19 protein-coding genes are annotated in these 23714 nt (G+C 36.8%); 14 read left to right on the forward strand and 5 right to left on the reverse strand.

Features of this window, described 5'->3' with window-relative positions:
- Window positions 1–202 precede the first annotated feature (202 nt).
- From METBO_RS11195 to METBO_RS11210, 4 genes are all read left to right on the forward strand, one after another.
- Window positions 203–1426, forward strand: coding sequence for a Mur ligase family protein (locus tag METBO_RS11195; protein ID WP_013645829.1), 1224 nt, complete (start codon window positions 203–205; stop codon window positions 1424–1426).
- 159 nt (window positions 1427–1585) lie between these two features.
- The gene (locus METBO_RS11200; protein ID WP_013645830.1) at window positions 1586–2779 is read left to right on the forward strand and encodes a hypothetical protein; all 1194 of its coding nucleotides are present in this window, start codon (window positions 1586–1588) and stop codon (window positions 2777–2779) included.
- Between the two features lie 108 nt (window positions 2780–2887).
- Entirely contained in the window at window positions 2888–3556 is a 669-nt protein-coding gene (locus tag METBO_RS11205) for a nucleotidyltransferase family protein (RefSeq protein WP_320406851.1), read from the forward strand.
- Between the two features lie 438 nt (window positions 3557–3994).
- Window positions 3995–7420 (forward strand): Ig-like domain-containing protein, encoded by a 3426-nt coding sequence (locus METBO_RS11210; RefSeq protein ID WP_013645832.1) that lies wholly within the window; start codon window positions 3995–3997, stop codon window positions 7418–7420.
- Window positions 7421–7696: 276 nt separating this feature from the next.
- Here METBO_RS11210 and METBO_RS11215 read toward each other — a convergent pair whose 3' ends face one another.
- The 4 genes from METBO_RS11215 to METBO_RS11230 all read right to left on the reverse strand — a co-directional run bounded on the left by METBO_RS11215 (window position 7697) and on the right by METBO_RS11230 (window position 10050).
- On the reverse strand, window positions 7697–8377 hold the full coding sequence (locus tag METBO_RS11215; RefSeq protein WP_013645833.1) for a DUF169 domain-containing protein: 681 nt from the start codon (window positions 8375–8377) through the stop codon (window positions 7697–7699).
- A gap of 148 nt (window positions 8378–8525) precedes the next feature.
- Complete coding sequence (locus tag METBO_RS11220; protein WP_013645834.1) at window positions 8526–9266, reverse strand: geranylgeranylglyceryl/heptaprenylglyceryl phosphate synthase; 741 nt, start codon at window positions 9264–9266, stop codon at window positions 8526–8528.
- Window positions 9267–9391: 125 nt separating this feature from the next.
- On the reverse strand, window positions 9392–9538 hold the full coding sequence (locus tag METBO_RS11225; RefSeq protein WP_013645835.1) for a 50S ribosomal protein L40e: 147 nt from the start codon (window positions 9536–9538) through the stop codon (window positions 9392–9394).
- Window positions 9539–9540: 2 nt separating this feature from the next.
- Window positions 9541–10050 (reverse strand): DUF367 family protein, encoded by a 510-nt coding sequence (locus tag METBO_RS11230; RefSeq protein ID WP_013645836.1) that lies wholly within the window; start codon window positions 10048–10050, stop codon window positions 9541–9543.
- A 240-nt stretch (window positions 10051–10290) separates the two neighbouring features.
- Between METBO_RS11230 and METBO_RS11235 the strand changes: the two genes are divergently transcribed.
- Window positions 10291–12663 (forward strand): Ig-like domain-containing protein, encoded by a 2373-nt coding sequence (locus METBO_RS11235; protein WP_013645837.1) that lies wholly within the window; start codon window positions 10291–10293, stop codon window positions 12661–12663.
- Between the two features lie 105 nt (window positions 12664–12768).
- Here the strand turns inward: METBO_RS11235 and METBO_RS11240 are convergent, their stop codons facing one another.
- Window positions 12769–14901, reverse strand: coding sequence for a VWA domain-containing protein (locus METBO_RS11240; protein WP_227717274.1), 2133 nt, complete (start codon window positions 14899–14901; stop codon window positions 12769–12771).
- 182 nt (window positions 14902–15083) lie between these two features.
- Here METBO_RS11240 and METBO_RS13865 point away from each other — a divergent pair, with 182 nt between their 5' ends.
- The 9 genes from METBO_RS13865 to METBO_RS11280 all read left to right on the forward strand — a co-directional run bounded on the left by METBO_RS13865 (window position 15084) and on the right by METBO_RS11280 (window position 23705).
- The gene (locus tag METBO_RS13865) at window positions 15084–15239 is read left to right on the forward strand and encodes a hypothetical protein (RefSeq protein WP_173319783.1); all 156 of its coding nucleotides are present in this window, start codon (window positions 15084–15086) and stop codon (window positions 15237–15239) included.
- Window positions 15206–15691 (forward strand): hypothetical protein, encoded by a 486-nt coding sequence (locus METBO_RS11245; protein ID WP_013645840.1) that lies wholly within the window; start codon window positions 15206–15208, stop codon window positions 15689–15691. The genes METBO_RS13865 and METBO_RS11245 overlap by 34 nt, the downstream gene beginning before the upstream one ends.
- A 92-nt stretch (window positions 15692–15783) precedes the next feature.
- The gene (locus METBO_RS11250) at window positions 15784–16485 is read left to right on the forward strand and encodes a DUF116 domain-containing protein (protein WP_013645841.1); all 702 of its coding nucleotides are present in this window, start codon (window positions 15784–15786) and stop codon (window positions 16483–16485) included.
- Window positions 16486–16928: 443 nt separating this feature from the next.
- A complete protein-coding gene (locus METBO_RS11255) occupies window positions 16929–17813 on the forward strand; it encodes an Ig-like domain-containing protein (RefSeq protein WP_048186462.1) in 885 nt (294 codons plus the stop codon).
- A 655-nt stretch (window positions 17814–18468) separates the two neighbouring features.
- On the forward strand, window positions 18469–19800 hold the full coding sequence (gene mcrB, locus METBO_RS11260; RefSeq protein WP_013645843.1) for a coenzyme-B sulfoethylthiotransferase subunit beta: 1332 nt from the start codon (window positions 18469–18471) through the stop codon (window positions 19798–19800).
- 25 nt (window positions 19801–19825) lie between these two features.
- Window positions 19826–20314: a methyl-coenzyme M reductase operon protein D gene (gene mcrD, locus METBO_RS11265; protein WP_013645844.1), complete on the forward strand. Its 489-nt coding sequence runs from the start codon at window positions 19826–19828 to the stop codon at window positions 20312–20314.
- A 2-nt stretch (window positions 20315–20316) separates the two neighbouring features.
- A complete protein-coding gene (mcrG, locus tag METBO_RS11270) occupies window positions 20317–21111 on the forward strand; it encodes a coenzyme-B sulfoethylthiotransferase subunit gamma (RefSeq protein ID WP_013645845.1) in 795 nt (264 codons plus the stop codon).
- A gap of 1 nt (window position 21112) precedes the next feature.
- Entirely contained in the window at window positions 21113–22765 is a 1653-nt protein-coding gene (gene mcrA / locus METBO_RS11275) for a coenzyme-B sulfoethylthiotransferase subunit alpha (protein ID WP_013645846.1), read from the forward strand.
- Between the two features lie 229 nt (window positions 22766–22994).
- Window positions 22995–23705, forward strand: coding sequence for a TetR/AcrR family transcriptional regulator (locus tag METBO_RS11280; protein WP_013645847.1), 711 nt, complete (start codon window positions 22995–22997; stop codon window positions 23703–23705).
- Window positions 23706–23714 lie beyond the last annotated feature (9 nt).

Raw genomic sequence — 23714 nt, forward strand, 5'->3', positions numbered from 1 at the left:
CATGATAAGTTTAATGTGAACTGGACTGAATAAAATCCATGTTGTACTAGTTCATCTTTTTCAATTGGTTTTGTATTATATCTATTGTAAATACAAATAGATAAAAATAAGTATAAACTAAACTCAGTATGTTGACTTATATTAAATGATCTTAATATTTTTTTAAATAAAATAAACTCGAATCATCTTATGGAAAAATAAAATGAAAGTTGCAGTTTTAGGACTTGGAATAGAAGGTAAAAAATCAGTTAAAGCTCTTCTTGACTATGGAGCCAGTGTTTACGCATCTGATCTCGATCAAAGTTTAGATCTATCTGAATTCAAATCAAGTGATCTGGATGTGGATCTTGGATTTCATGATAAAACTAAAGTAGATGCATCTGACTGTGTGGTTTTAAGTCCGAGCCTATGGAATAAAAGTGCTATTAATCAGATTGTAGGGAAAAATAAACTGTTTTCAGATGTTTTAAAAGGGCATAAAACTATTTTCACCATTGGTGTCACAGGCACCAACGGAAAAACAACATCTTGCCACATGTTAAATGAGATCCTGGTTGAAGCAGGTTACAAAGTTTTAATGGGTGGAAATGCTGGTGGTGGTTTTGATGGTTACACCCAACTAACTATCCAAGCAAATGAATCAAACTACGATGTCATGATCGTAGAGGTTTGTGACATGACCCTTGATTTCGCATCCCGTATCTTTGAATTTGACATGGTACTCGTAACCAACATGGGATATGATCATATGGAGCACCACCAATCCATGGAAAACTATCGAAGTTCCGTTGATAAGTTCCTGAAGGATGTGGATCAGGTCGTGTTAAATGGTAACGATCCCATGCTTAAGGGATGTAAATCTAGAAATGCCCAATACTTCGATTCCGAAGTTAGAGATCTAAAATTATTCGGAAGTTTTAATCAAGAAAATGCATCTGGAGCATTTAAAGTTGCAAGCATTTTAGGGGTGGAACCTAAATTAATTAATGAGGTTCTATCCAGTTTTGAGGCTGTTGAAGGACGAATACAAACTTTGAAGTTGAATGGTTCTGAAATAATCATCGGTAAAACAGATAATCCCGATTCAACCTCCGCAGTTTTGAGTGAAGCACAACCCGACATTGTTATTATTGGAACACCCCGTAGAAATGAAAAATTCCGGTACAACATCTTGAAGGAAGTTGCAATGGCAGATCCATCAGAAGTTGTTCTTTTTCCAGGTTTAGATGATACCACAGAATTTGCAAGGAAAGTTTTGATTAATTTTGGATACAGCGGCACCATCATAGTTACAGAAGACAGGTCCAATCTAGTTGATCTTGTGTTGGACTACACCGAAAATAATGGTAAAATATTCATCGGTGGAAATGGTCAGGCCAAGATCATGTCTCTCCAGTCTTCATTATTACAGTTGGTTGATGAATAATTCTTGTTGAATTGCATTATTCTTTCAGCTTAATGCAGCACATTCAAATGAAAATCACATACTATAAATATATTGATGTAACACCTTAGATTATGCACACTGATTTTTATGATGCATTTTTTTGGGGGAGTCATTTACTAGGAGAGATATGTTTGATGAATGAAAGGAGGAATTATCCTGACCAATTACCTTGAAAATCCCATTTTAATACTTTTAGTTTTAATTATCATTGTGGTTGGTCTGGGAACATTGGGAAAAAGTTTAGCTACCAACATACCTGCTCAGAACCCAACAGAATTTTCTGCAGTAAATATTGGAGACACAGTTGTTAGCGGAGAGAACGTTGTTAACAGCAACAATATCAGGAAAGTACCTGTAATTTACCATCCAGATTACTTGATTGATGACCTAAAAAATCAAGAATATGGTGATTTTTACACCGCACTGACAACAGGATCTGTTGAAACACCCATAAACGAAATAACCAGCGGTAACGTTACAAACACAGGAATTGCTAAAGGATTCAGCGGCCCAGGAATGGTCACTGTCAACGGAAGCAAATTAGTTGTTAATGCCCCTGGAACATTTGTATGGGGATTTAAAACACCCTACACAGTAGCTGTTAAAACTGCACACGGTGTAGACATTAAAGTCGAAAATAAAACCGTTAAAAGTGTTGCAACTGCAGACATCAGCAACAGCACAGTTTCAGGAACTAACATGACTACCAACTCCATTAAATCATGGTATAACTCCTCTGATGTTGGTGACAATCTAACAATTGATTATTCACTCGCAAAATTCAATGATGGACGAAACACAGTAACTCCAAGTGAAATAACATCACTATTTGGTGCAAACACCACCAAGTACATGGCAGGATATCCTTCAGGATCTCCAGTGATGGTTTACAATGGAGCCACCAATCAAACCGTGGTTGGATCCGGTAACAGTGTTTTAGGATACTACGCAGAATACGACAACAGCCTTCGTGAAGTAAATGCACGGGTATTTGTTGATGGTTGGAACAATACAATAGTACCACCACACACAACAGCTTATGGAAAAACGAATGTTACCTTTGTAGGAGTGTACGACCCAGAACTTAAAAGTTACCCATCACACGGTGCATGTCCCTCAGGAAGAGCATTAAGAGCTGCAGTCATGGATGCTGGTTTCCCACTTCCAAGCGGAATGTCAAGCGGATTTTACGCAGTATCTGTGGATGCCAACCCGAGTTCCGGCATTTCAATTTACAATCCCACTGATTATCCTGTGAAGGTGGTTCTTTGGACTGTTGGTGGCGGTACGGGCATGTCAATATATGCACAGGCAATCCAGTACACTTCATAAACCCCATTTTTTATCTTTTTTTATCCTTTTTTTGAATTTGCCAATTATTTAATGAATTAGTTTTTAAACCAATTATTTTATTATTCACAATCTATAGATATAGTTCTCATGAGCAAAATCATGGTTTCAGCAGTGATCACAGCAGCTGGTAAAAACAGGAGAATGATTGAAGACCTTAAGTCCCGTAAACTGGAAATTAAACACAAACTGCTCATGGATATTGGTGGGAAACCTGTTATTCTACACACCATTGATAACGTGCTAAAGTCGGGTGTGGATGAGTGCATAGTGGTGCTTGGTCATTTCAATGAAGAGATAGGCCCAGTACTTGAGGACTATCCTGATGAGCGATTGAAAATTGTTAAAAATACAGACAAAAACGTTGAATTATCTGAAACACTTCTAAATGGGGTTCAAAATTCAAGTTCAGGTTTGGTACTGTGTGTAGCTGGAGATCAACCAACTGTAACCGCCGAAACGTACAGAAATTTGATTGACACCGCCGTCAACTATCGTGATCCTGAAAACATCGTTTCTGTCTTGGCCAGAGAAGCTACTGGATTACTTCAAACTGCTAAAGGGTTGGGTATGCCCTTTATCTGCCATTTAGACCTGCTTTTGAAATATTTACCCCATGATAAAAACAATTTAAATCCAATATTAATCAAGATGATAGGAGATGGGGTTGTTTTTTATGGAATTCCCTCACTAAACAAACTTGAACTCATAAATATCAACACGTATCAAGACTATATCGATATTAAAGATCGTTTATAATGGTTTAAGTCCTGATCCAATATTTAGTTTGAGTATGGCCAAATAAAATTTAATTCAAACCAGCCAATGTCAAACTATTGAAAATTAATATGCAAACCCCGAATTAGTCCAGTTATTCCTGATCGAATCTGTAAATACTGTTTATTAAAATTTGTTTTCAACATTTAATGCTGTTTTCATTTAAATATCCCTATTTCAATGTTTTATTCTTAAAATATGGCTAATTAACCGTTATTACACATAGAAAAATTTAATAATACAGAAGTAGAAATTAACTTTCGATAATCATTTTTTATGAAATTCGAATAAAAAAATATATCGGGGGTTGAATGGGGGCGTAGACCAAAAAAATAGAGTGGACAACAATTTTTTTTAGTAGATAATTTGTTTTTTTAAATAATTTTGTCAACAAGTTATTCCATAAGGGGGAAATTCAATTTGAACATACGAAAAAAAGGATTGATAATTCTGTTGATTATGGTTCTTTTTATTTTCATGGGTTCGGCAAGTGCTGCCAACACAACAAAAAAGGTAAGTGTGAATGATAAAAAATTTGTCAATGTCACAATACCTTTCACCCAAAATAACGGCCAAATAGCAGATAAAAATGTGAAGTACTCGGCAAACACGTTTATTGGAAGTGTTTATGTCGAGAACAATGGAATTATTTACAGGTTAAGTAAGGATAAAAAGTCATGGATCGTTAGCGAGAATTTTAACGGTGCAAATCATGTAGCTGTTTCAGGACTCGACTCTTCAAAAACCAAGGTAAACTACTACATTGGAAAGAATTCTAAAGACTGGAAGAAAAACGTTTCAACCTATAATCAGGTTCTATACACCAATCTTTACACAGGTGTGAACCTCCATCTGAAGGCACATGGAAAGAACATCGAAAAGATATACGTTATAACACGTAACGGAAGTCCAAACAGTATATGGGTTAATGTTAGCGGATCTACAGGATTAAAAGTTAACAAAAATGGGGAACTTGAAATTCTAAACGGTTCAAGTGCACTTAAACTCACAAAACCATTCGCTTATCAGATGATCAATGGAAAACGTGTTGTTGTACCTGTTTCTTACGTTTTAAACGGAACAAGCTACGGATACAAAACTGGGGCATACAACAAGAAATACAGGCTGTTCATTGACCCATTACTTTCAAGCACCTATCTCGGTGGTAACAGTTATGATGGGATCAATGCAATTGCTGTGGACAAAGATGGAGACGTATACGTAACAGGGTACACTGGATCAAATGATTTCCCAGCCTCTGGAACATATAACAATGGTGCTCCAACAAACGAATGGGATGTATTTGTATCCAAATTCAACAGTGACCTCAGTACCTTAGAACAAAGTACTTACATTGGCGGAAGTTACAGTGATCAGGCCTATGGTATTGCACTGGATAACAGCGGCAGATCCGGATGTAATGTATTTGTTACAGGTGTAACCTATTCTCATGATTATCCTATGACAAATGGTGCATGGACAGTTCCATGGGATACTGGAGCTGGTGATGTTTTCATCACAAAATTGAACAATAATCTAGGTTTAAATACAAGTACTTTCTTCGGTGGAAATCGTTCAGATATAGCTAAAGGAATTTTGATAGATGCTTCAAACAACATCTACATAACAGGACAAACATTCTCCTACAACGGAACTGATCCTAAAGGCGCATCCGTAACAGGTTATCCTGTCAGATATTCTGGTTTTGGAGAACCTACAAATGCTTATACCTATGTTGGTAATGGAGATGTATTTGTATCAAAATTAAACAATGATCTTACTTACTTCACATCCGGAGTTGTTTTCGGAGGTGAGGGAACTAGTTATGCTAATGCAATAGCTGTAGACCAACAGAATTATATATACATAACCGGAGCAACCAATGCTTCTGATTTCCCAGCCATACCACTAGCAAACACGTATCCCAAGAACCCTAGTTTAGTAAACAATAAAGGAGATTATGATGCATTCGTTGTTAAATTATCATGCCAGTACCTCGAAAATATAGAAAGCGCAGCTTTACTAGGAGGATCTGCAAAAGATGTGGGTAATGGTATTGCTGTAGATCCTGTTGGAAGAGTTTACGTTGTTGGAGGAACCTGGTCAACAGATTTCCAGCCAATAGTTTCACAACAAGCAAGTAACAACAGAGGTCAGGAAGATGCATTTGTTACCATATTAGATAAAGAACTGCAATCAGTCCAATATAGTATATATCTAGGTGGTAACAGTAACGATGTTGCAAATGGCGTTGTTGTTTCAGGATTAGGTCCAAATTTCGGAGTCGTTGGAACCACAAATTCAACTAACTTTGCAGGTGTAACATCTTCCCCAGCTTACAACGGTAATGAAGACGTATTCTTCTCTGTGCTTAAAAATCCAAACACATCCCAACAAACCTTGGATACCTCAATAATAGGCGGGGCAAATGCAGATTATGGAAACTGTGCAGCAATGACCGGTAGTGGACAAGTGTATGTGGCAGGTAATACATGGTCTAATGATTATCCAACCACCATAGGTGCTTACAATAATTTTGCACATGATGATCTTGGATACACAAAAGACGCATATGTAACAGAGATCGACAACTTCGTTGACACAGAACCTCCAATTGTAACCAAAACCGATCCCTTAAAAAATGCAATTAATGTACCTCTCAATAAGGTAATTACGTTAGTATTCAATGAACCTATTAAAGAAGGGGCAAACTTTGCAGACATAACATTAAACTCCAACACTGACCAAATAGCTGCTGACATAAGAATAACAGGCAACTCCCTAATAGTAGTACCAATGGAGAAATTATTCAAAGGAGTAACATACACCCTTAACTTACCAGATGATGCCATAGAAGATTTAGCTGGTAACGCTGCAAGCTCTTACACCACTAATTTCACTACAATTCCTGCAGCACAAGTTAAAAGCACAGATCCAGTAAAAAACGCAGTTAATGTAGCATTAAACAAATCAATCAAGGTCGTATTCAGTGAATCTATAAAAGCAGGAGCAAACTTTTCAGGCATAACATTAAGCACTGTTAACGGTCATGTGGCAATAAAAACTCCGACAATATCCGGTAATTCGCTTAATATAGTTCCTTTGGCCAATTTAATTTCAGGAACAACATACACCCTAAACATACCTAACGATGCTATAGAAGATTTAACAAGCAACCCTGCTGCTTCATACACAACCAGCTTCACCACCGTTCCACCATTACAAGTAACAAGCTCAGACCCAGTCAACAATGCAATCAATGTTCCAGTAACCAAGGTAATAAAAATCATATTCAATAAACCGATCTATAGTGGATCCGCCTACAGCCAAATAACATTGAAGGACAGTTCAAACACAAATATAGCAATAACAAAGTCCATAAGCGGTAATGTTTTAACCATTACCAAAAGCAGTGGAACATTTGCAGGTGGATTGTACACACTAACCTTACCTGTTAATAGTGTTGTAGATGTTAACAACACAAGTTTAGTCTCAGGTTACACAACAAAATTCACAGTTGACGCTGTGCCTCCAAAAATTGTCAGTACAACACCAACAAATTCTGCAACCAAAGTCTCTACAAAGCAACAGTTAACAATAACATTCAGTAAACCAGTTGATAGCGTAAATATGAATTTGGTTACGATAAAAAGTACTAGTGGAACTGTTATAAAACTTACCCCCTCTATAAGCAAAGATGGTAAAACTTTAACTTTAACCTTGCCAACAGGCACATATGCTAAATCCACAAAGTACGTAGTAACATTCCAGTCAAAAAGCATTATTGATAGAAGCGGCAACTACATGGCAGCACCGTATTCATTCAGCTTTACCACAACGTCTTAGGAACAATCTCCCTTTCTTTTATTTTTTTGAATTCAATATCCACTAATCTTTACAATTCTTTAAGTGTATTAATCAAATAATGGGGTTTAACTAATTTTCAATTACACCCTCAAAAAACCAAAAATAACTTAATTATTCTAAACTAACAAATTTTGTACTACAATCTATCTTGAACGAAACTGAACTTCAGCTTAACTAGATTTTTATTAGATAAAAAAAACATGAATTAAAAAAATACAAAAAGAAATTAAAATAAAATAAATAATTGATGTTGATTTAGAGTGCTTCGAGTGCGTTTACAACGCAGCCTATATTTTCACCGTTCATTCCAACTATTACATCGTCGGTTTTTATTCCGGCATATTTTCTTGAGCCACTGCATCCCAGTGTGAAGTTTGGTTTTTTAGTTGTGTAAGGCCCTGCAACTGCATCTCCACAAATGGATTGAATTCCAGCAAAGTCTGCTTCGATCCTTCCTCCAAGGGTAAATACCATTGCCTGTGCCAACATCATCGCTTGTTTTGAGTTGCCTATTATGACCACCACATCTGGATCGAAGGGTGCTGTTTCCAGGGGTGCGTAGATTATAGCCTTCATAATTGGATCTATTTTGGGTATGGCATCAACTGTTCTCTTGGCTGCACCGAGGCTGGAAAACCTTTCCAAGGAGTAGTACATTTCCCCTGTTTTAACCTTTTCAGGCGGTTCCATGAGCCCTATTGCACCAGCTCCCCCTTTACATAATTGTTCTTCAACAGTTGCGTAAAATGTTTCTCCTTGGGCTGCTTTTTGTACCATTTCACAGTGCCTTAATTTGGAGTCTATTTTGGAAATGCCCTCAGGAATGTCTTCTTCCCTTAAAACAAGTTTAACTGCAACTGGAGATTTTTCTAGTCCAAGTTTGGTCTTCATCTTATTTGATAATTCCTCATAACCGTTCACATCACAACTACTCATGATATTCACCTCTTAAAAAGATATTGTGTGTTCAGAAATATATTATTTGCTTTATAACGCCGTGAATATGACTTAGAAAAATAAATAAAGAAAATTTATAATTTATAAAAAAAGTTTTGAAATAAAAAAATGTTGGTATGGGTTTCAGTTATCCTGTTGATCTTATACCATCAACGAGTTCCTGAATTTTGTCTTTGATGTTGGAACTGTTTTCAACAACTGTACCTGTAACCACCATATCTGCACCTGCAGCTGCTACTTCAGCAGCGTCTTGAGCTGTTCTGATTCCACCACCCACTATTACAATGGAATTTGTGGTCTTTTTAACGAGCTGTATCATTTCCTTTGGAATGTGCTCATCAGCCCCTGATCCTGCTTCGAGGTAGAGGAGTTTCATGCCCATGAAGTCTGCAGCCATTGCATACGCAGCTGCCAGATCAGGTTTTTTCCTTGGGATTACCTTGGCGTCTCCAACCCATGCAACTGTTCCACCAGGTTCCACAACTAAATATCCCATGGATATGGTTTCAATGCCCAGTTTTTTAATTGTTGGAGCACCTAGTGCTTGAGCTCCAGTTATCCAGTATGGATTACAGGAGTTCAGTAGACTCATAAAAAATATAGCATCAGCATATTTACTAACACCAGTTATGTTACCAGGAAACAGTATGATCGGAACATCAACATTTTCTTTAAGTGCTTTGGCTGTTGCATCAAGCTCTGTAGAATTAGTTGTTGAACCACCCAACATTATACCATCTGTTCCACCAGAAACAGCATTTTTAGCTATGGAAACTGCTTCTTCAGGCGTTTGTTCCTCGGGATCAAGAAGTGTTAGGTGTAACTTGTGATCCTTTAGAGTTTCTCTGATGTAATTTTCAACGTTCATCTAATCACTCTATTAAAACAATCATAGAAAAATATTAAAATCAATATTAAACATTAATTATCATTTTAGGACATATAATTTAACATTAGGGTATTAAACCCCTAGTTAAATCGGTATGTGCAAAATTAACCTCTTGCTTCTTTTGCTTTATATCTTAAACCTTTGTAACCGCATTTTCTGCAAGTCTTTGCAGTCGGTGGGTTCCTTGCGTTACATTTAAGGCAAATTTTAATTTTAAACAGCCTGTTCTCTGCTTCTTCAAATCTAGCCATTTTTAGCCTCCTATAAAACTATTTTGAATCTTAACAACTTCAGCACTTGTTTTAGCACTTGAATATTCCTCTAATAACTCATGGTTGAGCTTGAGAAAATGAGGTCCCCATTTGAACTGGGACATTATTTCAACAGCATTATCTTTAAGTCCCACTATATAAAAAGTTGCTGCAATAGCCTCTGCAGTTGAGAGTTTGCATGGCTTTCCATAATTGACGGGATTCGCTGCAACAAGGAAAGGAAGAGATCTGTGATATTTTTTGCCCTTGAACATTATACTGGACTTTTGAATTCTGTTCCAAGAACAGTCAAGACCTACAATACCATTTTTTTCAACTATTTCTCTGTCTTCGTATGAAACCGATTTTGCAGAAAATGGATCCAGTACTAATGCTCCTTTAGGTAACATGGTAAGTTTAGTTACAACTTTAATTTTACCCTGCCTTTGAAGCTTTACAGTGGTACATTTTTTAGGGTCACACTGTTCTGCATGATACACCGATACTTTCATTGTTTACATCTTACCTTGATCTTCCCACTATAAAAAGATCGTTGATCCACATAAAATTTTTCCAAAATCAACAAATTAATACTCCCCTAAGATTAATAAATGTATGTGAATATATAATATATGAAGTTTTATTATAAATTCAATTAGGGGGGTTAAATAATAAATAATGGAAAAATAAGACTAAATAATCAATTTTCTAGTTTATCCAAGTTTTTTTTATTAATTGGATTAATATTTCTCGTGACAATAATAGTATCTGGAACTGTAAGTGCAGCCAGCTACAATGTAACACCTGGACCCAATGCAATAAAAATTGCAATTAACAATGCTCATTCAGGTGACACATTAAATTTGAACGGAACCTACTACGAACATGATCTTGTTGTAAATAAAAACCTTACAATTAGAGGATCTAATCAGAGTGGTGATTCCAGATCAGTTATCGATGCTCAGAAAAATGGCAGAGTATTTTTAATCAACTCTGGAGTTAAACTGAATCTTAATTATCTTCAACTTGTGAATGGATACGCTTCATCAAACAAAACAAATCCCAATGGTGGAGCCATATACAACAACAAAGGAACATTATCTGTAAACGATACTAAAATTAATTCTAACTACGCCAACTACGGTGGAGGAATTTATAATTATAAAGGAACTGTTAATCTAAGTAACAGCCTCGTATTCCTCAGTGCTGCATACTACAATGGCGGAGGAATCTACAATATCGGTACTATGACCTTGAAGAATGCAACAATTTTTGAAAATGTAGCCCGTTACAACTATGGAGGAGGTTTATACAACTTTGGTACTATCAACATAAACAACTCTAAATTTTTTGAAAACAGTGCAAAGTATGGTGGTGGAGGAATCTACAACAATTTGTACACTGCAAAAATAACACAAACCAACATATTCCTAAACAACGCACCAAAGGGTGGAGGAGTCTACAACAACATAGGAACGTTGAACATGACCTTCTGTAGGATAACAAATAACCATTTATACCATGGATGTGACTTCTTCAATGTAGCCGGTAAAGTTTGCATACCATACAACTGGTGGGGTACAAACAAAAAACCAACTACCGATATTATTTATGGTTATACAAACATTAAATCATGGTTAGTATTAAGTATAAAGGCATCTCAGAACCTAATTCCATTTGGTGGCCAATCTAACATAACTGCAGACTTTTTACATGATTCAAACGGCTTTTATCATAATCCATCATATGGATATGTGCCTGATGGTATACCTGTGTACTTTACTACTGATCTAGGAAACATAAACAGCTCAGCAAGAACTTTAAAAGGTGCCGCTACAGCAATTTTATACAGCGGGGACATCAGTGGTATAGCCAATGTGACAGCCACAGATAATCAAACTACTGTGTCAACATTAGTTAATATCGACACAATCGCACCATCAGTAACCAACATCGATCCTAAAAATAACATGTTGAATGTGAAACCAAATAAAATAATTACTATAACCTTCAGCGAACCTATCAAGATGGGAAACGGACAAATATACATCACAAATATTCAAGGACAAATAATCCCAATAACAACAAGCATTTACAATAATACCCTAAATATTACTCCAACTAATCTACTAAATTCCAACCTTTACACACTAACTCTTAATTCCAGCAGTATAACAGACATAGCCGGTAATGGAATAGAAAATTGGAGTAGTGTATTTGGTGTAGGAATACCACCAAAAGTGGTCAGTGTAGATCCTACAAACAATGCATACAACATCCCTTCAAACAAAGTAATCTCAGTAACCTTCAATGAATCAATCAAAATAGGAAACGGACAGATATATCTCAAAAACAGCGATGGCAGTTTAATACCAATATCAATAAGTTCAGTTGGGAATAAATTACAAATAACTCCAAATAACAATCTAAATGAAGATTATTATACTATAATACTTAATATAGGTAGCATAACCGGTTTAAATGATAATCCAATAGATAATTGGAACAGTACATTTAGCACAGGTTTATCACCCACAGTATCCAGTATAAATCCATCAAACAACGCAGTAAATGTAGTTCCAAGCAAGGTAATCACTATAGCATTCAACGAACCAATCAAAATAGGAAATGAACAAATTACCCTTCAAGATAGTAATGGAAAATTAATAGCAATAACGACCAGTGTAAATAATAATATATTGACTATAACACCCGTTAACAATCTTACTGAAGACAAATATTTTGTAACTTTGTTATTTGGCAGTGTAACTGACTTGGCAGGAAATCCGGTAGCATATTGGAATAGCACATTCAGCGTAGGCATATCTCCATATGTATTCTCTTCTGATCCAGCAAATAATTCAATAAACTTTGCAAAAAATAAACCAATTACAATAATCTTCGACGAACCTATAAAACCAGGACTAATGAATATTACACTAACAAACTCCGGTACACCTATATTATTTACAACAACTGTAAGTGACAAAACTCTAACAATAACACCAACTACTGCACTAGATCCACTAACTCTGTACACCGTAACATTAAACCCGGGAAGTGTTGTTGATAATGCAGGTAACCCATCAACATTCTACACAATAAGTTTTAGAACAGAAGCATAAAATATTCCCTTCTTTTTTTCTTTAGAAATAACTAATTTTAGCACAGATTTTAAACTTTAATCAAAATAAAACATTATTTTAGAACTTGATTAACTTAAATTGCCATTAAAGATCTTTTCTCTCGTTGTCAAGAATCATTGAAACTGCACAGCCTGGAGATTTTAAATGTTCGAGATCGTAGTACCTTCCTCCAGAGGCCACAGCAAGTTCCATGTTCATGTCCCTTCCGTACTTTACTGCCTGCTCAAAATTAATAATAATTGTATGGATCTCATTTTCCTTGAGGCTTCCTGCAATATCAATAGCATCATCCACTGGACTCTTACTAATTGCTACGTTGGGCATTCCATCGGTTAGTATCAACATCATTGGAACGTATTCATCCCTGAACTTTTCCTTCTTAAGAATCTCAAATCCCCTTTTCATTCCTGAAGCTAGGGGTGTTGTTCCACCTATCTTAAGATTTTCAATCTGTTCCTTAAATGATACTGCCCTTCGTGTTGTTGGTATTATAATCAAAGCATCTTTACCCTTAAATCCAACAACACTGACCTTATCACCATTTCTAGCTGCATCTTCTATAAGGTTGTTGAGTATGTCCTTAACACGTACTGCTTTTTTTTCACCGTACATGGATCCACTAATATCAACAACAACTGCAATGGAAGCTTTAGCACCATGTTTACGAACCTTTTGACGTAAATCTTCAGTTTTAACAGTTATCTCCCCTTCAGAACGAAGGGCAGCAGCCCTTAATGTGGCGTCAATGGCTATGTCATTGCCCATATCCTTTGGAAACTTGCTTTTAACATATTTTCCCTTGGACGTGGTTGAATCAACTCTTTTTCCATAGAGTTTTTTCTTAGATTTTCCCTTGATCTTCAACAATTTTTTTATATCAAGCCCCTCATCACAGGATTCTGTTTCATCCTCTTCATCTCTTGATCTGAGTTTTTTTCCTGTATCCCTTTCCCCCATATCTTCAAAATCATCAGGAACATTTTGAGGTTCAGGTTCTGATTCCGTTGTTTTGGGTTCGTCTGAAGAATTTTCTTGGGATTCATCTTCAAATTCTTGGTTGTTCCCTTGGGATTCATTGGAGTTTGAAGATCCCTCTTCCCCACCTGATTCTTCAGTTGAGGTTTGGGTGTCCCCCTCTTCATCAGTAGTATCTTCATCAGGTTCTGGTTTTTCAGAGTTTTCCCTTTCTGAGTTCCGTTTATTTAGATCATCCATGGCCCTCTGAACCATCTGCGATATTTGGTTTTTATTTTGGGAGGTGTTGTGGAATCTTTCACCCAGTACCAGTATTGCAGCCTCTTCAACATGGTGCAGATCTACTTCCAATATCTCGCTGTAGGCAGCTATGGCTTTTGATGTTCTTAGAATTGCTATGTCTGCCCTGTGACCATCCACACCCATTTCCATGCATAGGTATGCTATGATCTCCAGGAGATCCCTGGAAATATGTACTTTTTTAAGAATTTCCCTTGCCTTAACTATTTTATTAAGAATTTCAGTTTGTTTGGCTTCGAATTTCTTTTTAAATGCAGTAGGATCTCCCTCGAAATCCTCCCGCCGTTCCATTATTTTTACACGTTCCTCCAGATCCATGATGGTGTGGACAGATATGTGAAGGCCAATTCTATCTGAAAGTTGGGGTCTGAGTTCACCCTCTTGGGGGTTCATTGTACCAACCAACATGAACTTGGAAGGGTGTGCAACTGAGATGCCTTCACGTTCCACTAGATTCACACCATAGGCTGCGGCGTCTAGAAGAACATCTACAAGGTTATCATCCAGCAAATTGATCTCATCAACGTAAAGAATATTTCTATTGGCTTCAGCAAGAATTCCTGGTTCCAAAGCTTTTAATCCTTCTTTAAGTGCCTTTTCAATGTTTATGGATCCAACAACCCGGTCTTCTGTAGAACCCAGTGGAAGTTCAACCACCCGCATTGGTTTTAATTCAGTCTCAAAATCAGCTGACCTGCATGAATCACATAAAGCATCAGTATCATTTGGATCGCAGTTGAAAGGACATCCCTTTACAACATTTATTGGAGGTAGGAGATCTGCCAATGCCCTCACAGCAGTTGTTTTTCCTGTTCCCTTATCTCCCTTTATTAAAACTCCACCAATACTTGGATTGACAGCGTTTAATATTAGGGCTTTTTTAACATCAGTTTGACCTACAATTGCAGAAAATGGAAAAATAATGTTTTTCAATAGTCTCACCATGGTTTAACAGTAAATTCCCTGATTTTTAAAAACTTGTTATTCTAAGTTTTTTATATGAAATCTAAAGAATAAATAGATGTAGTAATGGTCTAAGAACTTTTAATTTCTTTACCAGGATCATTATTTTCCACATAACAAAAAATAAATATCTCCCGAAACATAGTTGAAATGGTGATTATATGTGTACTGTTGGAGGCCCAATGGCCGATCTTAAAATGAAAAAGCTCAAAACAAAACGTTACAAATGTTTAGACTGTGGAAACGAATTTCAGGGTATAGGAAAAAGAGTAGTTTGTCCTTCATGTCAGTCCGAGAACGTAGAAGAATCGAATTAAATCCAGATCAAGTATTATTTTTAACAGGACCTTCTGGAAAGCTTGGGCTGGTTAAGACAGGACATGACATGCAGATATTTATTGGAACTCCTGAAAAAGAAGAGATCGTTGTTTTTTTAGGGAAGGATGATCTTATTGCAGTATCTGCATTTGAAAGTGGTAAAAAAGCAGAAAAGGGCATACTTGCCATGATGTACCTGCTGAAGGAATTTTCATCACCCATCATTGTACTTCCTGAAAACCATCCCACATCCCAAAGGCTGAAGATGGTTGTTGCATGTGGGGATCATATCAAGTTGGACTGTGATGTGCAGGCCGGCACCCATCCAGAACAAGATATACTGTGTGCATGTTCCGAACTTTCTGGTCTGGATATAGATGCAGTTGAGGACGGAGTCGAAATTGAAGGAAATTTTGAACAGTTTAGGATGGACAAACTGGATCAATACTAATTCCTACATGAAAAAGGAGCATTAATAGTTAGATTTTTAGTTTTTTACACTGCATAATCAACTTAATATAGTAGTTGCAACTTATTTAGTATATGGCATTTATGGAATTTTATCAAATATTTGGGCAGATCGTGTTCATTCTGGCCATTGTGCTTTTGACCCTTCTTTCTGTTACCCTAATACTTGGAAAACTTCTTCTTAAAGAAGATAAACTTGTTTTTCCCAGGCTCTTACTATTTACAGTCGATATGTTCTACGGAATCTTTAAAAAGTTCTCTGAAAACGTTGGTGTGGATGGAAAGATAGTGGATCAGATAGGGGTAGAAGTCCGGAACAATGTTAATGAAAAGGTTTACAAACATACAAAGCCACAAGACAAGATCGTGGTTCTTCCACACTGTCTCAGATCAACAGAATGTGAAGCAAACTTAGAAACATCAGGATTGGTTTGCAACAATTGTAACAGATGTGTGATAGGAGTCATAAAAACCAAAGCTGAAGAAAAGGGATTTAAAGTATTTATTATCCCAGGATCAACTTTTCTAAAGAAAATATTAGAAAAAAATGATTTCAAAGCTGTTTTAGGGGTGGCATGTTACCAAGATTTGAACCTGTCCATGATGAAGCTGTCAAAATTTTCATGTCAGGGCGTACCACTGTTAAAGGATGGTTGCATCAACACCAAAGTAGATGTTAAAGCTGTTTTTGAGAAACTGGGTGAGATCCAAAATCAGGACCCTAACCCAATTAGTAGCTCTTGCAGCAATGAATCCTACAACCAAAAAACAATGTAAACCCCAAATTTATTATTTTACAATTAAATGAACAATAAGTGGCCTAATTTTATTCTATCGTTTAATTAATCGTTAATTTCTTTAAATAGAATTATAATATGCTATTTTTGGCAAATAATAAATATATCAAGGTTTCTTCTAATAAAGAATATGATACTCTTGTTACAAAAAGAATGAATACCTCAAATTTAAGAAAAATAAGTTAAAAAAGAGGTTATTTCTTAAAATTAGCAATCCAAAGAGCTTATCAGTAATATTGATTATCAATAACTGTTTAGGTCGTCTTAAATTAAAAAAACAGCCATATGAACGACTTTTTTTGAAAATTAAATCAAAAACTTTATAAATGATATTAAATGATTATTGATTAGTCTAGTAAAGTTCGATAAGAAAGAATCTTATTGAGGCTTATTGGATACGGAGGCGATAGAATTAAGCAAAAATTGTTTTTATCAGTGCTATTGTTATTTGGTGTAGCACTACTTTTAAATGTAAATTCAGTATCTGCAGCTAATGCAACAGGTATCCATACATCACCTAAGGTTGTGGCTGTTGATCCAGCGAACAACGCAATAATTCAAAAGAGTCAAAACATTAAAGTAAAGTTCAACGAATCTATTAAATCAGGAAACAACTACGTTGAACTCAAACACGGCAACGTCCTAATTTCCACTAAAAAAACTGTTAATGGCAATACATTAACCATTACACCTTCAACCACATTATCAACTAATTACAAATATACTCTAATATTACATTCTGGCAGTGTCACAAGTATTACAGGAGATAAAATAGGAGTTTATACCACAAGTTTCACAGTATCTCAACTTACATTGGCTCAAATGAAAGATGGATTAAAAAGAGCCCAAACATTCTACAACACAAACTACAGATTACCTAACTACGTGAGTTACGGTGACACCAAGATATCCATAACTACCTTCCAGAAGATCATTGCTACCCAGGGACTTAAAATTAACACAACAACTGTTGTTAAGTCATCTAATTCTGACATTGATTCATCAGTAGCAACCATCATGAAAGGCGCATCTAAATATAGTTACAGCCATTCTGCATCCACTGCAGAAGCTATGGAACGTAATGGTGCAGGTGACTGTTGGGCAATGAGTGATTACCTCTACAAGAAAATGAGGGCAGCAGGCATTCATTCAAGAATCATACAGTACCCAACTAGGTACGCAAGTAACCACAGATCTGTTCAGTACCTTGAAAATGGCTCATGGGTCGATGCACCCTACAGAACCTACTTCTCAACTGACATGTTCAACAACACTCAGAGCTATGGAACTGTTATAGCAAAGTGTTAAAACATATCCATTCTCATTCTTTTTTTTTAAGTTTAGTACATTCATCTTGATTTTATAATTGTTTTATCAAAAAATCTCTAGATCAACATCTATTTCTAAAAACTGAGTTCCCCATTCATCCCATGAAATTCAACGTTGGGTTAAAAAATGAATGGATAGTTTCATGCAAACTACCCTTGGGATGAGCCATTTAAAACTTGATGAAAATTCAAATATTTTTGAAGCTCTTCAACTGTTACTAAATAATAACACATTCATCCCTTGAAATGGTTTAACTTAAATAACGTGTTTATTAATTCTATTTTAGTATTACTTCTTCTCACTGTTTCGGAAAATTAAATTGAAAACTTTATATAGTTAATGACCATTAATTATTAAATGACCTTTGGTAATATTGTTACTAAAGGTTATTTCCGGATTTAATTTATTTAAATTCGGATGGAATGGAAAAGGAAAGTGAATAATTGAGTATAACTCGAATAAATTCATATAAAAAGTTTTACTGAAGAATAAACGTTTAGAATTACTATTTCCCTCCTACGAAACGGGAAAACACCAACTTTGCCAATTTGGAAATCTAAACACCTGAGGTAAATCCCATTCCTCTACATTTCATTATTTTAATGAAAAACAATACAAACGAGGTGTAAAAGTAATGCCAACGTATGAAGATAAAATAGACCTATACGGGGTAAATGGAAAGCTTTTAGAATCAGATGTACCTTTAGAAGCTGTCAGTCCAATGGTAAACCCTACTATTGGTAAAATCGTATATGATGTAAAACGATCCGTTGCTGTAAACTTAGCCGGAATTGAAAAATCTCTGGAAAAGGCAGCATATGGTGGTAAATCCAATTTTATCCCTGGAAGGGAATTAAAACTAGATCTTAAGGGTAATGTAGATGTATTATCCGAAAAGATCGAGAAGATAATTAAGATCGACGAAGATGATGACTTCAACTTGAAGTTAATCAACGGCGGAGATCAGATGCTTGTGCAGATGCCAGCTCAGAGAATAAACAGGGCAGCAGATTACACAGTTTCCACACTAGTTGCAGGTGGAGCAGTAGTCCAGGCAATAATAGACACATTCGATGTGGACAAATTCGATGCATCAGCAGTTAAAACAGCAGTATTAGGAAGGTACCCTCAGAGTGTTGATTTCATGGGTGCAAACGTTTCTGCATTATTAGGACCACCTGTAATGCTTGAAGGACTTGGTTACGGTCTAAGGAACATCATGGCTAACCATGTTGTTGCAATTACCAAGAAAAACACCCTTAACGCAGTAGCTTTATCCTCAATCCTAGAACACACCGCAATGTTCGAAACTGGTGATGCATTAGGTGCATTCGAAAGAAGCCACCTATTAGGTATGGCTTATCAGGGATTAAACGCAAACAACCTAGTGTTCGACCTAGTTAAAGAAAATGGTAAGGGAACAGTAGGTACAGTTATTGCAACATTAGTTGAAAGGGCAATTGACGATGGCGTCATTAAAGTGGCCAAAACAATGCCTTCAGGTTACAAAGTTTACGAACCAAATGACTGGGCACTATGGAACGCATATGCCGCAGCAGGTCTCATAGCATCAGTAATAGTTAACATAGGTGCCTCAAGGGCAGCTCAAGGAATAGCTTCAACACTCCTCTATTTCAACGACATAGTGGAATACGAAACTGGACTTCCAGGTGTTGACTTTGGAAGAGCACAGGGAACTGGTGTTGGAATGAGTTTCTTCTCCCACGGTATTTATGGTGGTGGAGGTCCTGGAACTTTCCACGGTAACCACGTAGTTACAAGACACAGTAAAGGTTACGTAACCCCATGTAACGCAGCTGCAATGTGTTTAGATGCAGGAACCCAGATGTTTTCAGTGGAATCTACCTCTGGATTAATAGGTACTGTGTATGGCGACATTGATTATTTCAACCAGCCAGTTAAATACGTAGCCGATGGAGCTAAGGAAGTCAAAGATATTATTTAATCTGAATAGTTTTAGGTGATGTTTTATGGACAAAATAAAAGCCGTTGATGTAAAAATATTCCCTTACAGGCGTTTGAAACCACAAACAACAGAAAAGGTACTTAACGGTATCATGGAATTTGATGGTGTACTGAGAGTTTTGGTTAATGGAAATTCCATACCAAAAGTAGTAAATTACGGACCTGCAAAGGGAACTCCAGTGAATCATGAAGACAGAAAGGTGATAGGAGTTAAAAATGAAAATATTGAACTCTGTGTATCAGTTGGAGAATTGATCATTACCGTCAACTATGATGAACTCGAATCTTTCATGGAAAAACTTGATACTCTTTTAAAAGAAACTTTAACCATGAAATACGATGTAAAAACCGGAATTTTTACAAAAACAGACATCACTGTCTCAGATTATATAAAAATAGGTTTAGGTTTAGAGAATGGAATAGATCCGAGCCTCATAGGTTTGGTAGATCCAAACTCAAAATCCTCAGAAACCATAAATTTAATAGGTGATTAAGAATGTCTTATGAAGTTCAATACACCCCCGGTAATACAAAAATTGCTGAAAACCGTAGGAAACATATGGATCCTGATTTTGAACTAAAAAAGATCAGGGAAATAGCTGACGAAGATATAGTCAAAATTCTAGGGCACAGAAACCCGGGTGAAGGATATAAAAGTGTTCATCCTCCATTAGAAGAGATGGACTTTGAAGAAGATTTAATGAAAGAAATGGTGGAGCCTATTGAAGGTGCAAAAGAAGGTAACAGGACAAGATACGTCCAGTTCACAGATTCTATGTACAATGCTCCAGCTCAGCCATACGACAGGGCAAGAACATACATGTGGAGATTCAGAGGAGTAGACACAGGTACACTGTCCGGTAGGCAAGTTATAGAAATAAGGGAAAGGGACTTGGAAAAGATTTCCAAAACACTCGTTGAAACCGAACTCTTTGACCCTGCTAAAACAGGTATTAGGGGCGCAACTGTCCACGGACATTCATTAAGATTGGATGAAAACGGTTTAATGTTTGATGCTCTCCAGAGATATGTTTTCGATGAGAAAACAGGTTCAGTATCCTATATTAAAGACCAGGTTGGAAGGCCACTCGATGAGCCTGTTGACATGGGAGCACCATTGGATGAAGAAAATCTCAAAGAAATCACAACCATCTACAGAAGCGACAACATCAGCATGAGGGATGACCCTGAAGCTATCGAAACAGTAGAAGCCATTCACGCAGCAAGAACAGATGGTGGATTCGGATTAGAAGTTTTCAAAGATGATTTAAAGCGCAAATTAGGTGAATAAGATGGAAAATGATAAAAAGTTGTTTTTAAAAGCTTTAAAAAACAAATTTAACGAGGACCCTAACGAACATTACACCGACTATTACTGCTACGGTGGTTGGGAACAATCCCCTCGTAAAAAAGAATTCAATGAATTCTCCAAAAAACTAGAAGAAGAAAGGGGACTCCCCGGTTACAACCCGGACATAGGTGTTCCACTAGGACAGAGGAAATTAATGTCCTACAAAGTTTCAGGAACAGATTCCTATGTTGAAGGTGACGATCTTCACTTCCTAAACAACAGTGCTATCCAGCAGTTGTCTGACGACATCAAAAGGACCATCATTGTAGGTATGGACACAGCTCACGCTGTTCTAGAAAAACGTTTAGGTGTAGAAGTTACTCCTGAAACCATAAACAACTACATGGAAACCATAAACCACGCACTCCCAGGAGGAGCTGTTGTGCAGGAACACATGGTAGAAGTTCACCCAGGTTTAGTTGGAGACTGTTACGCAAAACTATTCAGTGGAGATGACGACCTCATAGATGAACTCGACAGCAGATTCCTCGTCGATATAAACAAGGAATTCCCTGAAGAACAGGCAGAACAGCTCAAAGACTACATCGGTAAAAAAACTTACCAGATAAGCAGAGTACCTACCATGGTTGTAAGGGCTTGTGACGGTGGAACAGTTTCCAGATGGTCTGCAATGCAGATTGGAATGAGTTTCATTTCAGCATACAAACTCTGTGCTGGAGAAGCAGCAATTGCTGACTTTTCTTACGCAGCAAAACATGCTGACGTAATCTCCATGGGAAGCATCTTACCTGCAAGAAGGGCAAGAGGACCTAACGAACCTGGTGGAATTCCATTCGGTGTTTTAGCTGATATGATACAGACCTCCAGAGTATCTGAAGACCCTGCAGAAGTATCTCTACAGGTAATTGCAGCAGCAGCAGCAATATACGATCAGATCTGGTTAGGTTCATACATGTCTGGTGGTGTAGGTTTCACACAGTATGCAACAGCTGCATACACCGATGACATATTAGACGACTTCCTCTACTACGGTAAAGAATACGTAGAAGACAAGTTCGGATTATGCGGTGTTAAAGCAGATGCAGATGTAGTTAAGGATATATCCTCAGAAATTACACTCTACGCAATGGAACAGTACGAAATCCCAGCATTACTCGAAGACCACTTCGGTGGATCACAGAGAGCATGTGTTGCAGCAGCAGCAGCTGGATGTTCAACAGCTTTCGCTACAGGTAACTCCAACGCAGGTATCAACGGTTGGTATTTAAGCCAGATACTCCACAAAGAAGTTCACAGCAGGCTCGGTTTCTACGGATACGATCTGCAGGATCAGTGTGGTGCATCCAACTCACTTTCAATTAGAAGTGATGAAGGTTTAATACACGAACTCAGAGGACCTAACTACCCTAACTATGCAATGAACGTGGGTCACCAGCCAGAGTACGCAGGAATTGCTCAGGCACCTCACGCAGCAAGAGGAGACGCATTTTGTGCAAATCCTTTAATAAAAATTGCATTTGCTGACAAGAACCTTGGATTTGACTTCACAAACCCAAGAAAATCCATAGCTCAGGGAGCTTTAAGAGAGTTCATGCCTAGCGGAGAAAGAGGTTTAATCAACCCAAGTATTTAAGTAACATCTTTGGTGGAATTCAGTTTCCACCCTTTCTTTTTTTATTTAAATCTAAATTTCACCAGATATTCATTCTAAAAATTTTGTTTCAGTTTATTTTAAAACTATTTTCAGGTTTCAATTTGATTTGGGTTTGAAAAAATCAAAACAAAAGTCAAATATATTAAATCACTGTAATATTACTAACAACAAATTTTATTGAGGTACAGTATTATGGGGGTAAAAATTTATGTCCATCACTGATAGAAGGGAAAGGGAAAAAAAACAACGCCAGCATGATATAATCAATGCAGCTGAAAAATTGTTCTTTTCTAGGGGTTACGATGAAGTATCTATGAATGATATAGCACTGGAAGTTGAACTTTCTAAGGCAACACTCTACCTTTACTTTCAGAACAAAAAATCATTATTTTTCGCAATAGTTCTCAGGGGAACTAAAATACTTAATTCAATAATAAGGGAAGCTGTCAAAAAAGAGGATAAAGGGATCGATAAGATCGCAGCCTACAGAAACGCCTACAATGAATTTACATGGAACTATCCTGATCACATCAACATATACAACTACTTCAGATCAGGAAGATTTAACATGGAACCTGATGGTTCAGATGAACGTAAAACTAAATCTAAATCCAATGATAATTCAATTCCCTATGAAATAGCATGTGAAACTGAAATATCAAAACTCAGGAAGGAAAGATTTTCAATTCTATGTCAATCTGTACAAACTGGTCTTGATGATGGAAGTATAAGGCAAGATGTGGATCCTGTTGAAGTATCCATACTACTATCTGCAATTTCTAAAAGCCTTTCCAACATCCCCGCCGATCATCTCCAAGCACTTGAAAAAAGGGGAATAAACAGTGAAAGCTACTTCAGAGATGTGAGTGATCTGATACACCACATGATAATGAACTGGGACTACGAACAGACTGAGTAAAATTTTGTT

The organism is Methanobacterium lacus (assembly GCF_000191585.1).
GTDB classification, from domain to species: Archaea; Methanobacteriota; Methanobacteria; order Methanobacteriales; family Methanobacteriaceae; genus Methanobacterium_B; species Methanobacterium_B lacus.